The organism is Pseudomonas sp. P7779 (assembly GCF_013386315.1).
Classification (GTDB): Bacteria; Pseudomonadota; Gammaproteobacteria; order Pseudomonadales; family Pseudomonadaceae; genus Aquipseudomonas.
In genome coordinates this window covers 34,519-48,905 of record NZ_JACARZ010000006.1, presented here as the reverse complement: position 1 = coordinate 48,905, position 14,387 = coordinate 34,519, and the positions used below count along the sequence as shown (strand labels likewise).

12 protein-coding genes are annotated in these 14,387 nt (G+C 61.6%); 5 read left to right on the top strand and 7 right to left on the bottom strand.

The window, feature by feature from the left end; genetic code table 11:
* Position 1: 1 nt before the first annotated feature.
* The 4 genes from HX869_RS03200 to HX869_RS03185 all read right to left on the bottom strand — a co-directional run bounded on the left by HX869_RS03200 (position 2) and on the right by HX869_RS03185 (position 5,624).
* Positions 2-916, bottom strand: a complete 915-nt coding sequence (locus tag HX869_RS03200) for a branched-chain amino acid ABC transporter permease (protein ID WP_003217447.1) — start codon at positions 914-916, stop codon at positions 2-4.
* 253 nt (positions 917-1,169) lie between these two features.
* Positions 1,170-2,306, bottom strand: coding sequence for a branched-chain amino acid ABC transporter substrate-binding protein (locus HX869_RS03195; protein WP_003217449.1), 1,137 nt, complete (start codon positions 2,304-2,306; stop codon positions 1,170-1,172).
* 376 nt (positions 2,307-2,682) lie between these two features.
* On the bottom strand, positions 2,683-3,966 hold the full coding sequence (locus tag HX869_RS03190) for an FAD-binding oxidoreductase (RefSeq protein ID WP_087692468.1): 1,284 nt from the start codon (positions 3,964-3,966) through the stop codon (positions 2,683-2,685).
* 167 nt (positions 3,967-4,133) lie between these two features.
* A complete protein-coding gene (locus HX869_RS03185) occupies positions 4,134-5,624 on the bottom strand; it encodes an aldehyde dehydrogenase family protein (protein WP_003217452.1) in 1,491 nt (496 codons plus the stop codon).
* 154 nt (positions 5,625-5,778) lie between these two features.
* Here HX869_RS03185 and HX869_RS03180 point away from each other — a divergent pair, with 154 nt between their 5' ends.
* The 3 genes from HX869_RS03180 (at position 5,779) to nadE (ending at position 8,946) form a co-directional block, all read left to right on the top strand.
* Positions 5,779-6,675: a LysR family transcriptional regulator gene (locus HX869_RS03180; protein WP_003217454.1), complete on the top strand. Its 897-nt coding sequence runs from the start codon at positions 5,779-5,781 to the stop codon at positions 6,673-6,675.
* Positions 6,676-6,900: 225 nt separating this feature from the next.
* The gene (pncB, locus tag HX869_RS03175) at positions 6,901-8,115 is read left to right on the top strand and encodes a nicotinate phosphoribosyltransferase (RefSeq protein ID WP_003217456.1); all 1,215 of its coding nucleotides are present in this window, start codon (positions 6,901-6,903) and stop codon (positions 8,113-8,115) included.
* Between the two features lie 3 nt (positions 8,116-8,118).
* The gene (gene nadE, locus HX869_RS03170) at positions 8,119-8,946 is read left to right on the top strand and encodes an ammonia-dependent NAD(+) synthetase (RefSeq protein ID WP_178902724.1); all 828 of its coding nucleotides are present in this window, start codon (positions 8,119-8,121) and stop codon (positions 8,944-8,946) included.
* Between the two features lie 232 nt (positions 8,947-9,178).
* Here nadE and azu read toward each other — a convergent pair whose 3' ends face one another.
* Positions 9,179-9,625, bottom strand: a complete 447-nt coding sequence (azu, locus tag HX869_RS03165; protein WP_008439083.1) for an azurin — start codon at positions 9,623-9,625, stop codon at positions 9,179-9,181.
* A 337-nt stretch (positions 9,626-9,962) separates the two neighbouring features.
* Here azu and HX869_RS03160 point away from each other — a divergent pair, with 337 nt between their 5' ends.
* Positions 9,963-10,550 carry a TIGR00730 family Rossman fold protein gene (locus tag HX869_RS03160; RefSeq protein WP_003217468.1) on the top strand — a complete coding sequence of 196 codons (588 nt, stop codon included), beginning with the start codon at positions 9,963-9,965 and terminating at the stop codon, positions 10,548-10,550.
* Between the two features lie 68 nt (positions 10,551-10,618).
* On the top strand, positions 10,619-10,798 hold the full coding sequence (locus HX869_RS03155; protein ID WP_017478355.1) for a hypothetical protein: 180 nt from the start codon (positions 10,619-10,621) through the stop codon (positions 10,796-10,798).
* Positions 10,799-10,928: 130 nt separating this feature from the next.
* Here HX869_RS03155 and HX869_RS03150 read toward each other — a convergent pair whose 3' ends face one another.
* Both HX869_RS03150 and HX869_RS03145 read right to left on the bottom strand, forming a co-directional pair.
* Complete coding sequence (locus HX869_RS03150) at positions 10,929-11,819, bottom strand: transglutaminase family protein (protein ID WP_003217471.1); 891 nt, start codon at positions 11,817-11,819, stop codon at positions 10,929-10,931.
* Positions 11,819-14,305 (bottom strand): circularly permuted type 2 ATP-grasp protein, encoded by a 2,487-nt coding sequence (locus HX869_RS03145; RefSeq protein WP_178902723.1) that lies wholly within the window; start codon positions 14,303-14,305, stop codon positions 11,819-11,821. The genes HX869_RS03150 and HX869_RS03145 overlap by 1 nt, the downstream gene beginning before the upstream one ends.
* Positions 14,306-14,387 lie beyond the last annotated feature (82 nt).

The window sequence follows — 14,387 nt, the reverse complement described above, 5'->3', positions numbered from 1 at the left end:
GTTATACCTTCGCCACGAGTGGGCGACCGAGCAGGCCCTGGGGACGGAAAATCAGGATCACCACCAGCAGGGAGAAACTGAACACGTCTTTGTAGTCAGAGTTGATCAACCCCGAGAACAGCGACTCGGAAATACCCAGGATGATCCCACCCAGCATGGCCCCAGGCAGGGAACCGATGCCGCCGAGTACCGCCGCGGTAAATGCCTTGATGCCGATGATGAAGCCGGCATAGAAGTCGAACGTGCCGTAGTTCAGGGTGATCAGCACACCGGCCAAGGCGGCCATGGCGGCACCAATCACGAATACGTAGGAGATGACCCGGTCGGTGTTGATACCGAGGATCGACGCCATCTTGCGGTCTTGCTGGGTAGCGCGGCACATGCGGCCGAGCTTGGTGTACTTGATGATGTAGGTCAGCAGGCCCATGCCGACGAACGCGGCCACCAGGATGAACACCTTGGTGTAGGTCAATTGCACGAAGCCGGTGCCGATATCGACTCTCCAGGCGCCGGCCAGCAGCGTCGGGATGCCTTGTTGCTTGGCGCCCTGGGCGATCTGCGCGTAGTTCTGCAGGATCAGCGAAATACCGATGGCGCTGATCAGCGGTGCCAATCGGGTGGAGTTACGCAGCGGTTTGTAGGCGACACGCTCGATGACCCAGCCGTAAACGCCGGTGACGACGACGGTGAAGATCAGGGTGCCAAGGATGAGCAGCGGGAAGGATTCGATGCCGAAGTAAGCCAGCAGTGCCAGACTGATCGCCGCGAGGTAAGCGGAAATCATATAAACCTCGCCATGGGCGAAGTTGATCATGCCAATGATGCCATAGACCATTGTGTAGCCGATGGCGATCAAGCCATAGACCGACCCGAGGGTCAGCCCATTGACCAGTTGCTGCAGGAAAATACCATCCATAACGCAATCTCACGCAGTGAGAGCCTGCACACCTGTGGGTGTGCGGATCTTCTAGGAGGAAAAGACAGACACAAAAGGGGCTGGCAACCAAGTCCCCGTGTGGGAGCTGGCGTGTATGGGCGCCGGGCTTGCCCGCGATAGCGACACCTCGGAATGTCAGTCAACCCGAGGTGACGCTATCGCAGGCAAGCCAGCTCCCACAAAAGCCCGGTTCCCACAGGGTCAAGTGGCGTCTAACCCATCGCGCTAACTATTACTTCTGCTTTTCCAGCTGGTGATACTTGCCGTCCTTGTCCCACTGGTAAACCACATAGTCGGAGATTTTCAGGTCGCCCTTGGCGTCCCAGTTCTTCTCGCCCATGACGGTTTTGACCGGGTGGGATTTCAGCCATTTGGCTGCGTCTTCGCCCTTGTCGGACTTGGCGCCATTGAAACCGGCGGCCAGGGCCTGGATCGAGGCGTAGGCGTACAGGGTGTAGCCTTCAGGCTCGGTGCCATTTTTGCGGAACTCTTCCACCACGGTCTTGCTGTCTGGCAGCAGGCGGGGGTCGGCGCCGAAGGTCATGTACACGCCATCCACATACTGTGCACCACCGGCGGTGGCCACCAGTTCGTCGGTCACCACGCCGTCATCGGACATGAACTTGACGTCTTTCAGGCCGGCTTCACGAATCTGCCGAACCAGTGGGCCGGCTTCCGGGTGCAGGCCGCCGAAGTACACGACGTCAGCACCGGTGGAGCGGATCTTGGTGACCAGGGCGCTGAAATCTTTCTCGCCACGGGTCAGGCCTTCTTCCAGCACCGGCTTCACGCCGCGCTTGGTCAACTGCGCCGCAGTGGCGTCGGCCAGGCCTTTGCCGTAGGTGTCCTTGTCGTTGATAACGGCAACTTTCTTGCCCTTGAGCACGTCGACGATGTAGTCGCCGGCCACGATGCCTTGCTGATCGTCACGACCACACATGCGGAACACGGCCGACAGGCCACGCTCGGTAACCTGCGGGTTGGTGGAGCCCGGGGTGATCATGATCACGCCCGCATCGGCATACACCTCGGAGGCTGGGATAGTGTTCGACGAGCAGAAGTGCCCGACCACGCCAATCACTTTGTCCTGGTCAACCAGGCGGTTGGCCACGGCCACGGCCTGCTTGGGTTCGCAGGCGTCATCGCCGGCCACCAGCTTGATCTGCTCGCCGTTGATGCCGCCGGCCTTGTTGATGACATCGGCTGCCGCCTGGGCACCTTTCATGTACTGCTCACCAAATGCCGCGTTGGCGCCGGTCATCGGCCCCGCTACGCCAATCTTCACATCAGCTTGAGCAAACGCAGAAACACCCAGCGCCGCAGCAACGGCGAGGGCTAGAAAACCTTTCTTGTAAAACGTCTGGGACATGAGTGGTGCTCCGAGGTTTTTGTTGAATTGGCACTGCAGCTTCACTTCAAAAACTTTCGGAGAAAGCCCAGAGCAAGCGTCGTGCCATTACGTTTTTATTATTCAAAAAGACACGGTGTCATTGTTATTGCAGGTTTTTGGGCGCCTTTTGATTGGACGTGCAACCGTCTATCTCAACCAGGTGCAACCATTGGACCTATAAAGTGCAACCCGGTCGATCAAGCGCTGCAACCCGGCCACTAAACGGCCACCCTTAAACATGTAACAGCGTGCGTAACGGAAGTGCACATTTACAGTGCGTTACTGCTACGACTCGCACCAATACAGATTAGTAGCCGGCTAAGAAAATGCAGGCTTCTGAGGGGTATTTCGTTGATCAGATCACGATCCGCAGGCATTGGCCCGCGTGATACAGCGAGAATCCCGCCTCGTACAAACAGCTGCGCAGGCCCACACCGGCCAACGGCTGCATCGGCGCAAAGGGGATCGGCAGTGCCTGTGGATCCTGGTGACACAGATAATCCGCGAAGGCTTTGCCCACGACACTGCCGGTCGTCACCCCACGCCCGTTATAACCGGTGACCGCCACCAACCCGGGCGCCGGCTCGAACAGGCGCATCAAGTGGTCCGGGGTGAACGCGATGCAGCCGGTCCAGGTGCACTCCCACTGCACCGGTTTGAGGTACGGGAAGTAGTGCTGTTGCACCCGATCGGCCCAGGCCTTGAGGAACCACGCAGGTTTCTGGTTGCCGTTGCCCAGGCTGCCGAGCAGCAGGCGGCCTTCGGCGTCGCGGCGGATGCTGCTGAGTACCTGGCGAGTGTCCCAGGAGCCTTGGCCGCCGGGCAGGATTTGTTGGGCGGCGTCGTCGGTCAGAGGGGCCGACGCCACCTGATAGTAATAACCGGGGAAAAAGTTGCGGCGCAGCTCGGTCCACTCGCCTTCGGTGTAGGCGTTGGAGGCGATCACCACCTGTTCGGCCTGCACCGAGCCTTGGGCAGTCTGCACTGACCAGTGCTGGCCCTGGCGTTCCAGTTGGGTGACTGGGGAGTGATCGAACAACTGTCCGCCGAGCCCGACGGCGGCATTGGCCAAACCACTGGTGTAGGCCATCGGGTTCAAGGTGCCGGCCCGCCGGTCGAGCAAGGCGGCGGCGATCTTTTTGGTACCGGTGGCTTGTTCGCATGCAGCGCCGGTCAACAGCTCCACCGGTGCGCCACGACGCTTCCATTGTTCTTCACGGCTGCGCAAATCCGCCTCGCCACGGGCGTTGTGCGCCATGTGCAAGGTGCCCTCGCGACGCAGTTGGCAGTCGATGTTGTATTTGTCGATCAGGCTGAACACCAGGGACGGTGCCGCGCCGAGCATGCGGTTGAGCTGGCTGCCCACCGCGGTACCAAAACCGGCTTCGATCTCGTCCGGGGGAATCCACATCCCTGCATTGACCAACCCTACGTTGCGCCCCGAACCACCGTGGCCGGTGCGATGGGCCTCGAGTACGGCGACACTTTTTCCTTGCTCCAGCAAGTGAATGGCTGCCGACAAACCGGTGATGCCGGCGCCGATCACGCACACATCCACTTTTACCTCGCCCTTGAGCGCGGCACGATCCGGCCGGCCAGGAGTGAGTTGTTCCCACAAACATGCTTCGCGTAATGCCATTGCCAGACTCCGATGAGACCTAACAAACCACTTTGTTGATGTGCGAACCCGATCAAATGTGGGAGCTGGCTTGCCTGCGATGCAGGCACCTCGGTGTATCGGTTACACCGGGGTGATGCTATCGCAGGCAAGCCAGCTCCCACATTGACCGCACTCCGAGCAGAGATTCAGTCGAAGGTAATGCCCTGGGCCAGCGGCAGTTCCAGCGAGTAGTTCACGGTGTTGGTCTGGCGACGCATGTACCCGCGCCATGCATCCGAGCCCGACTCACGCCCGCCACCGGTCTCTTTCTCACCGCCAAACGCGCCACCAATCTCCGCGCCGCTCGGGCCGATGTTGACGTTGGCGATCCCGCAGTCACTGCCTACCGCCGACATGAACTGCTCGGCCTCGCGCACGTCAGTGGTAAAGATGCACGAAGACAGGCCTTGTGGCACCGCATTGTTCAGGCGCAGCGCTTCAGCGAAATCGGTATAGCCGACCACATACAGAATCGGCGCGAACGTCTCGGTGCACACCACATCACTCTGCTCCGGCATTTCCACGATGGCCGGCGACACGTAGTAAGCGTTGGGGAACGTGTCTTCCAACTGGCGCTTGCCGCCAAACACCCGGCCGCCTTCGCTCAAGGCCTGCTCCAGGGCGTCCTGCATGTTTTCGAAGCTGTGCTTGTCGATGAGCGGGCCGATCAGGTTGCCTTCCAGCGGATGGCCGATGCGCACTTTGGAATACGCAGCCTTGAGGCGGGTGACGATTTCCTCCTTCACCGACTCATGGGCGATCAAGCGGCGCAGGCTGGTGCAGCGCTGCCCGGCAGTACCGACGGCGCTGAACAGAATCGCGCGCACGGCCATGTCCAGGTCGGCGCTTGGGCCGAGGATCATCGCGTTGTTGCCGCCCAGTTCGAGAATGCTGCGGGCAAAACGTGCAGCGACTTTCGGCGCTACTTCGCGGCCCATGCGGGTGCTGCCGGTGGCGCTGATCAGCGCAACACGCGGGTCATCCACCAGTGCGGCGCCGGCATCGCGGCCACCGATGATCACCTGGCTGAGGTACGGCGGCGCATCGCTGAAGTTCTTCAGTACGCGCTCGAACAGTGCCTGGCAGGCCAGGGCGGTAAGCGGGGTTTTTTCCGACGGTTTCCAGATCACTGCGTTGCCGCACACCAGCGCCAGCGCGGTGTTCCACGCCCATACGGCGACCGGGAAGTTGAAGGCGCTGATCACGCCAACCACGCCCAGCGGGTGCCAGGTTTCACGCATGTGGTGGCCCGGACGCTCGGAGGCGATGGTCAAGCCGTACAGCTGGCGCGACAGGCCGACGGCGAAGTCGCAGATGTCGATCATTTCCTGCACTTCACCCAAACCTTCCTGGGTGATCTTGCCGGCTTCCCACGACACCAGCTCGCCGAGGTCGGCCTTGTACTCGCGCAACACGTCACCGAACTGGCGCACCAGCTCACCACGACGGGGGGCCGGCACCTTGCGCCAGGCCTCGAATGCATGCTCGGCGCGACTGACCTGCTGCTCCACCTCGGCGGCGCCTTCCCAGTGCACACTGGCAATCCGGCTGCCATCAATGGGCGAATGCACGGGTTGTTTACCCGACTGGTACAGCGCCGGGTTTACCCCGAGACGATCAAGCAATGCGGCAACCATGGGTCACTCCTTCAATCTACAAACAGAAATTTGCGCCGCCAGCGGTCGCGGCGATCCAGACCTTATTTGTAGCTGGCCCAAGACTTGCCAACAAACGACGATTAGGCGAGATATCATTCCGTTTATTCATGCTAAGAACAAAAAGAGGCGTGCCGTGCTGAATAAAAGACATTTGCCCTCGATCACCGCCCTGCAGTGCTTCGAAGCGGTCACCCGCCACCTGAGTTTTACCCGCGCCGCCGAAGAGCTGAACCTCACCCAGAGCGCTGTCAGCAAACAGGTCGCGCAGCTGGAAGAACTGTTGCAGCACCTGCTGTTTCGCCGGGTGCGCCGCCGCTTGCAGATGACCCCGGCGGGCGATCTGTACCTGGTGGAAGTGCGCAAGATCCTCACCCAGGTGGAGATGTCCACCCATTACCTGCGCTCCTACGGCGGCGAGACTGAAGTGCTGCGGGTGTCCACGCCCTACACCTTCGGCGCCCGCTGGCTGGTGCCGCGCCTCAAGGGCTGGCGACTGCGCCATCCGCAGATTCACCTGGACCTGTGCAACGAACAGGAGCCCGACGAGCTGCTGCAAGGCAAGGCCGACCTGGCCTTCTACTTTGGCCAGGGCTCACGGCCCGGCACCGAGAGCCTCAAGCTGTTCAGCGAAGAACTGGTGCCCGTGTGCTCACCCGACAGCCTGCCCGCCCAAGCATTTACCGATCCCACGCAACTGAGCGAACTGGTGTTGCTGCAAAACGCCTCGCGCCCGCAAGGCTGGCATGACTGGTTCGCCGCCCAGGGTCATCACACCGAGCACAGCTACCATGGGCCGCGCTTCGAGACCTTTTATATGTGCATTCGCGCCGCACAGGTTGGCTGCGGTGTGGCGCTGCTGCCCAGGTTTCTGGTGGAAGAAGAGCTAGCAGAAGGCAAGCTGGTGATCCCCTGGCAGCACGCGATGCCGAGCCAGGATGCGTATTACCTGGCCTACCCCGAGCACTCGGCTGAAGTGCCCAAGGTGCGGGATTTTGTGAAGTGGATGATGGAGCAGGTTGAGTCTGATTGAGGCGCGTCGCCTGCAATACCGCCTTCGCGAGCAAGCCCGCTCCCACATTTGAAATGCGTTCCAAATGTGGGAGCGGGCTTGCTCGCGAAGGCGCCAGGGGCCAAACAACCATGCCCAGCTGAAAAAACACTGGCAAAACAGCACAGGTCTATGCGCCACTAGCGCCATTCCTTAATTGTGCGTAAAGGTCGGCGCCCATCGCCGACCCATCTGGAGATTCCCGTTATGAGCGAGAGTGTGTTTGCCGATCGCATCGTGCAGAACCTGCTCGACACCGACTTCTACAAGCTGACCATGATGCAGGCGGTGCTGCACAACTACCCGAACGTGGAAGTTGAATGGGAGTTTCGTTGCCGCAACAGTGAAGACCTGCGCCCGTACCTGGCGGAGATCCGCTACCAGATCGAGCGCCTCGCCGAGCTGAGCCTGAGCCCCGACCAACTGGGCTTCCTGGAACGCATCAGCTTCATGAAGCCGGATTTCCTGCGTTTCCTCGGGCTGTTTCGCTTCAACCTGCGCTACGTGCACACCGGTATCGAAAACGGTGAGCTGTTTATCCGCCTGCGCGGGCCATGGCTGCACGTGATCCTGTTTGAAGTGCCGATGCTGGCCATCGTCAGCGAAGTGCGTAACCGCTATCGCTACCAGAGCGTGATCCTCGAACAGGCCCGCGAGCAGCTGTATCGCAAGTTCGACTGGCTGACGGCCAACGCCAGCGTCGAAGAACTGTCCGAACTGCAGGTCGCGGATTTCGGCACGCGTCGACGCTTCTCCTACCGCGTGCAGGAAGAAGTGGTGAACGTGCTCAAGCACGACTTCCCCGGGCGTTTTGTCGGCACCAGCAACGTGCACCTGGCCCGCGAGCTGAACATGAAGCCGCTGGGCACCATGGCCCACGAATGGATCATGGCCCACCAGCAACTCGGCCCGCGCCTGATCGACAGCCAGATCGCCGCCCTCGACTGCTGGGTGCGCGAGTACCGTGGCCTGCTGGGCATCGCCCTGACCGATTGCATCACCACCGATGCGTTTCTCAGCGATTTCGACCTGTACTTCGCCAAGCTCTTCGACGGCCTGCGCCACGACTCCGGTGACCCGGTGCAATGGGCCGAAAAGGCGATCGCCCACTATCACAAGCTGGGGATCGAGCCCATGAGCAAGACCCTGGTGTTCTCCGACAGCCTGTCGCTGCCCAAGGCGCTGGAGATTTTCCGCGCGCTGCGTGGTCGGATCAATGTGAGCTTCGGCATCGGCACCAACCTGACCTGTGATATTCCAGGTGTGGAACCGATGAGCATCGTGCTTAAAATGACTGCCTGTAATGGCCAGCCCGTCGCGAAGATTTCCGATGAAGCGGGCAAGACCCACTGCACCGATCCGAACTTTGTCGCCTATTTGCGCCACGTTTTCAAAGTACCTGCCCTACCCAGCAAGGAGTGAATCATGCAAGCCGTACAGCGCGAGATTGCTGAACAGCTCAAGGTCCAACCACCGTTCAAGGACCAGGCCGCCCTTGAGGCGGAGGTCGCCCGGCGCGTTACCTTTATCCAGGATTGCCTGCTCAATTCAGGCCTCAAGACGTTGGTGCTGGGCATCAGCGGCGGCGTCGACTCCCTGACCGCCGGCCTGCTGGCCCAGCGTGCAATGCAAGAGTTGCGGGCTGCCAAGGGTGACGATGCGTACCGCTTTATCGCGGTGCGCCTGCCCTACGAAACCCAGTTCGACGAACACGACGCCCAGGCGTCCGTGGACTTTATCGAACCCGACGAACGCCACGCAGTGAACATCGGCCCGGCGGTGAAATCCCTGGCCAATGAAGTGGCGGCGTTTGAAGGCAAGGCCGCAGTCTCCCGGGACTTCGTGCTGGGCAACACCAAGGCGCGCATGCGCATGGTGGCGCAGTACACCATCGCCGGCGCGGCCGGTGGTTTGGTGATCGGTACCGACCATGCGGCGGAAGCCGTGATGGGCTTTTTCACCAAGTTCGGTGACGGCGCCTGCGACCTGGCACCGCTGAGCGGGCTGGTGAAGAACCAGGTGCGCGCGATTGCCCGGCACTTTGGTGCTCCGGAATCGCTGGTAGAGAAGATCCCGACGGCCGACCTGGAAGACCTGTCGCCGGGCAAGCCGGACGAAGCGTCCCATGGCGTGACCTATGCCGAGATCGACGCGTTCCTGCACGGCGAGCCGGTGCGCGAGGAGGCCTTCAAGATCATCTGCGACACCTATCGCAAGACCGAGCACAAGCGGGTGATGCCGTTTGCACCCTGATCTGACGTAGCGGCTCATTCTGGCAAAAAGGCTTGCTGTGGCGAGGGAGCTTGCTCCCGCTGGGGCGCGAAGCGGCCCCTGAAACCTGCTTACTGCTTTTTCTGATGCTACGCGGTGAGCTTATTGGGGCTGCTCCGCAGCCCAGCGGGAGCAAGCTCCCTCGCCACAAGAGCAGCCTGCCTACAGGCAAAAAAAGCGCCCCGAAGGGCGCTTTTTTTTGCCTGAAGATTGCTTACTTCAGGGTCACAGTGCCTTTCATCATCGAGATGTGGCCTGGGAACGAGCAGAAGAACGCGTAGTCAGTGCCTGCCGCCAGCTTCGACACATCGAAGGTCACGGAGTCTTTCTCGCCGGCACCGATGATCTTGGTGTGGGCGATGATGCGGGTGTCGCCGTCTTTCAGGTAGTTCTTGTCGATGCCGGCAGCCATGCCGTCGCTGGCGATGCCAGGCATGTCGGCGGCGGAACTCAGCACCCAGTTATGGCCCATGACGTTTTTCGGCAAGCTGCCGGAGTGGGTCAACTCAACGGTGAACGTCTTGCAGCTCTTGTCGATTTCGATGGCCTTGGTGTTGAAGGACATCTGGTCAGTGGAGTCGACAGTGACCTTGCACTCTGCAGCAAGCAACTGGCCGCTAGCCAGAGTCAGCAGGGAAACAGCAACGAGTTTGGCAAACATGTGAATCTCCAGGGCAGGGTTTAAAAAACGCATATTGCGACAAGGGTGCCTGAGTCAGACAGGACTTCATATGATCTGTATCAACAGATTGTATACAACTTTAGGCTATCAGACTCATCGACACAATCTACCGGCCAAAGTGCGGGTGCCGGCCTATGATCGGTCCATCACTCATCCGGAGTTCCAGCCATGCACCTCAATAGCCTGTTCCGCAGCCTGCTTGCCGCCTATGCCTGTGGTGCCAGCGGCACCTGCGAAACACCTCAACGCGAGGTTTAATCCTTTGAGAGACGCAAGCCAGCCTTTACTCTTTAGCCACAACTGAGTGGAGTCAGGTATGTCCTTGAAGTCTGTCTGTGTGTTTTGCGGTGCCAGCAGCGGCACCAACCCGGCCTACCGTGAAGCAGCCGTGGCCCTCGGGCGCGCGCTGGCCGAGCGCAAGCTGACCCTGGTGTACGGCGGCGGCGCCGTGGGCCTGATGGGTATCGTCGCCGATGCGGCGCTGGAAGCCGGCGGCGAGGTGATCGGAATTATTCCCGAAAGTCTGAAAAACCTCGAAATCGGCCACAAAGGCCTGACCCGCCTGGAGGTGGTCGACGGCATGCACGCCCGCAAGGCGCGCATGGCCGAACTGAGCGACGCCTTTATTGCGCTGCCGGGCGGCCTGGGCACCCTGGAAGAACTGTTCGAAGTCTGGACCTGGGGCCAGCTCGGCTACCACGGCAAACCGCTGGGTTTGCTCGAAGTGAACGGTTTTTACCGCAAGTTGACCGATTTTCTTGATCATATCGTCGGCGAAGGCTTCGTCCGGGCACCGCATCGTGCCATGCTGCAAATGAGCGAATCGCCGGCTGAGCTGCTTGACGTACTGGATGCCTGGCAACCGCTGGTCCTGCCCAAATGGGTGGACCAAAAACCCGATTAACCCTTGGGACGCGATTAAAGGCAGAATACGCGCCGCTCAACCTCACCTTCGACCCCAGAGGATCGCCCATGGCAAAACCTAATTACTCCTTCGCCAAACGTCAGAGAGACTTGGCCAAAGAGCAGAAGAAAGAGGAAAAGCTGCAGCGCAAGAAAATTGCAGCCGACGAAGAAGCCGGTGCACTGAACCCGGATGCTGAAGGTACAGTGGCTACAGACGACACCGAAGCACCGAAAGACGCTGAATAGGTGATCGTTCCCACGCTCCGCGTGGGAATGCATCCTGGGGCGCTCCGCGTCCCGATTTGAGATATGTGCAGGGTGACGCAGAGCGTCACAACAGGCATTCCCACGCGGAGCGTGGGAACGATCTTGTGCATTACTCCAGCGGCATCACCGTCACCCGCACTTCCGGGTCATGGCTCCCTCCCCCCAGAATCACCCCCCGCAACGGCGAAACATCGGAAAAGTCCCGGCCCCAGGCCAGGGTGATGTGTTCCAGTGCCGGCTGCACATTGTTGGTCGGGTCAAAATCCACCCAACCCGACACCGGGCAAAACACCGACACCCACGCGTGGGACGCATCCGCGCCGATCAACCGTGGTTGGCCGGGCGGTGGCTGGGTCAGCAGGTAACCACTGATATACCGCGCCGCCAGGCCCCGGGAACGCAGGCACGCGAGCATCAGGTGGGCGAAGTCCTGGCACACGCCGCGCCGGCGCTCCAGCACTTCCACCAACGGCGTGGCGACCTGGGTGGCTTCGGCATCGAAAGTAAATTCGCTGAAGATCTTCTGCATCAGCGCCTGCACACCCAACAGCAACGGACGACCAGCCGGGAAACAGTCTTCGGAGAACTCGACGAAGCTTTTCTTCAAATGCACATAGGGCGATTCGAACCGATAGCGGCACGCCTCGATCACTTCGGCCGACAGCGGCTGGCTGCTGTAGGTCAGGCCGTTGCGGGTCTGGTCCCAGGCCGGCGACAGGCTGAAATCCAGCAGCGGCCGCGCCAACACCTCCACTGTCAGCCCGGCGTTCACCAGCAGTTCATCATGGGGCCGCTCGAATGCCAGCCGGGTGATCGGGTTGCCGAACACATCCAGTTCATCCCGGCGCGAGGTCGGCTCGGGGCTGATCTCCAGTTGCTGCGAGCTGCAGCGCTGCCAGGCGCAAGGCCGCGGCCACAGGTGCGCCAGCTGCTGGGCCAGGGACACCGGGCTGTCGTAGTGGTAGTGGGTATCGTGGAAAATCTGGTAGCGGGCACTCATCACAAAGACACCGTTTGCTGGCTGACATCGTCCACATGGGCAAAATGGCGCAAGGCCAGGCGGTCGGAGACTTGCCCACTTTCATCGGCCACCGCTTGCAGCAGGTCGGCCAGGCCATCCAGCGCGGCACGCACACTGGACTCGCCGAACAGCGGGTTCTCCAGGCAGCCCAGGTCAAAGCGCGCCAGGCGCTCCACCAACGGCGCCAGCCCGGTTTCCCGGGGCACGCCGAAATCGTCATTCAAGCGACGCAAGGTGCGGCTCACCAGTTTCAGCTGGAACAGCACTGCGTGAGGGTTTTGCTCATCCAGCAGCAACAGGTCCAGCACCGGAATCAGCTGCGGTACCGCGAGGTAGCGCGAACGATAGGTGATGCTGCTGTTGCCCAGTTCCAGCAACCACTCCAGCCCGGCCTGATCGAACACCGCCACGCCGCGCAGGAACGCCGCCAGGCTGCTGCTGAGAAACTGCAGGCGCTCGATGCGCCGGCCCATCATCAGGAAGCGCCAGCCTTCGTCGCGGGTCATGTCGTCAAGGGCAAAGCCCGACAGCGCGGCCAGGGACATCACCAGGCGGTTGAGGAAATCCAGCAGTTCGCCGAAGTCCGGCTCTTCGCTTTCCAGGTCCAGGGCTTCGCGCTGCAACTCCACCAGCGCCTGCCAGTTTTCCCGGGACAGCTTGCCGCGCACCTGGGACGCCGCCCACTGCAAGCGCTGCAAGTTGGCCCGCAGGCTCGACGGCCAGTCGTCACCGAGCAACGCCGCCTGAAGCCGCTCAGGCAACTCGCCCTCCTCCGGCAACAGTCGCAGGTTCTCACCCAGTTCAACCGCCGCCTGCAGCGCCAGCGGGTCGTCTCCGTCGACATAGCGGGCGAGGACGATCCGCAGCCAGCGCGCACTGTCATCACAGCGCTCGCAATAGCGGCCAAACCAGAACAGGTTTTCCACCACCCGCGACGGCAGGTACGGATCGCGCCGCACCAGGTCATGGGCGCCGATGGCCCGCTGGGCGCGCCATTGCTCGGTGCCATGGGCGCGTTCGCCGAGCACCCAGGTGTCCTTGCTCGCACCGCCGCGCTGCATCGACACCACTTCGGCATCGGCATCGGCGGCCACACGGGTCAGGCCACCGGGCAGTACCCGATAACCGTCGGCGCTGGCTACGGCGTACACACGCATGCCGATGGCGCGGTGCTGAAGGTGATCGTCAACGGTGTGCCAGACCGGCGCCTGGGACAACTGCGCAAGTTCCTGGGCGACATAGGCGTAAGGCCGCGCGCGCATGCGCTCAGCCAGGGCCTCGCGTTGTTCGTCGTTCAAGTCGCGGCCAAATACCGGGGTGAAGCTTTGCGACGGAAACGCCGGCTTGATCAGCAGTTCCGGCAGTTTCTCCAGGGCTTCGGCCAGCACCGGCGGCTCACCGCACCACCAGGTGGCGATGGACGGCAGGATCAGTTCTTCGCCAAACAGGAATTGATTGATCTTCGGCAGAAATCCCAACAGGCCAGGGGATTCCAGCACGCCACTGCCCAGGGCGTTGGCCACCAGCACATTGCCCTGGCGCACGGCATCCAGCAGGCCGGGCACGCCGAGGGCCGAGTCGGTGCGCAGTTCCAGCGGGTCGCAGAAGTCGTCGTCCAGGCGGCGCATGATCGCGTGCACCCGGCGCAGGCCGCTGAGGGTCTTGAGGTACACCGTGGCGTCGCGCACGGTCACGTCGCCGCCTTCCACCAGCGGGTAGCCAAGCTGGCGGGCGAGGTACAGATGCTCGAAATAGCTTTCGTTGAAACGGCCCGGGGTCAGCAGCACGATCAGCGGTGGCTGGTCGTCGCTCGGCGCCTGGCGGGCCAGGGTTTCCTGCAGGGTGCGGAAGAACCCGGTGAGGTGCTGCACCTGCAAGTCGCGGTAAAGGTCCGGGAAGGCGCGGGACACGATGGTGCGGTTTTCCAAAGCATAACCGGCGCCGGACGGGGCCTGGGTCCGGTCGGCGGTGACCCACCAGCGGCCATCCGGCGTACGCGCCAGGTCCACGGCGTACAGGTGCAGGAACGCGCCGTCGGGCGGCTGGATGCCCTGGCACGGCCACAGGAAATTGTTATGGCCGAACACCAGTTCTGCCGGCAGCAAGCCTTCGGCGATCAGGCGTTGCGGGCCGTAGAGGTCGGCCAGTACTGCATTCAGCAGGCGCGCACGCTGGGCGATGCCGGCGGCAAGTTGCTTCCATTCATCGGCGGCCAGCACGTGGGGCAGCAGGTCCAGCTCCCAGGGACGATCGGCGCCCTTGGGGTCGGCGTAGACGTTGTAGGTCACGCCGTTTTCCTGTATCTGCCGAGTCAGCAAGGCTTGGCGCTGGGCCAGTTGCGCCGGGGTGCTGCGTTGCAAGTGATCGAGCAGCCGCTGCCAATGGGCGCGAACCGCGCCGCTGTCGTCCAGCAGTTCGTGATAAGTGCCCGCGGTCAGCGGGTAACGGTCGAGCAAGTCGGGCATGGAACGCTCGGCAGAGGCAAGGGAAGTCAGATTAATTTACAAACACTGCAAATCCAGTGTGCAAGCAGGCTTGTGTGGGAGC

What these genes read in the sequence shown, in the direction of transcription:
- HX869_RS03200 (WP_003217447.1), bottom strand. Translation starts at nt 916, where the DNA reads ATGGATGGTATTTTCCTGCAGCAACTGGTCAATGGGCTGACCCTCGGG.
- HX869_RS03195 (WP_003217449.1), bottom strand. Translation starts at nt 2,306, where the DNA reads ATGTCCCAGACGTTTTACAAGAAAGGTTTTCTAGCCCTCGCCGTTGCT.
- HX869_RS03190 (WP_087692468.1), bottom strand. Translation starts at nt 3,966, where the DNA reads ATGGCATTACGCGAAGCATGTTTGTGGGAACAACTCACTCCTGGCCGG.
- HX869_RS03185 (WP_003217452.1), bottom strand. Translation starts at nt 5,624, where the DNA reads ATGGTTGCCGCATTGCTTGATCGTCTCGGGGTAAACCCGGCGCTGTAC.
- pncB (WP_003217456.1), top strand. Translation starts at nt 6,901, where the DNA reads ATGAGCGAGAGTGTGTTTGCCGATCGCATCGTGCAGAACCTGCTCGAC.
- nadE (WP_178902724.1), top strand. Translation starts at nt 8,119, where the DNA reads ATGCAAGCCGTACAGCGCGAGATTGCTGAACAGCTCAAGGTCCAACCA.
- azu (WP_008439083.1), bottom strand. Translation starts at nt 9,625, where the DNA reads ATGTTTGCCAAACTCGTTGCTGTTTCCCTGCTGACTCTGGCTAGCGGC.
- HX869_RS03160 (WP_003217468.1), top strand. Translation starts at nt 9,963, where the DNA reads ATGTCCTTGAAGTCTGTCTGTGTGTTTTGCGGTGCCAGCAGCGGCACC.
- HX869_RS03155 (WP_017478355.1), top strand. Translation starts at nt 10,619, where the DNA reads ATGGCAAAACCTAATTACTCCTTCGCCAAACGTCAGAGAGACTTGGCC.
- HX869_RS03150 (WP_003217471.1), bottom strand. Translation starts at nt 11,819, where the DNA reads ATGAGTGCCCGCTACCAGATTTTCCACGATACCCACTACCACTACGAC.
- HX869_RS03145 (WP_178902723.1), bottom strand. Translation starts at nt 14,305, where the DNA reads ATGCCCGACTTGCTCGACCGTTACCCGCTGACCGCGGGCACTTATCAC.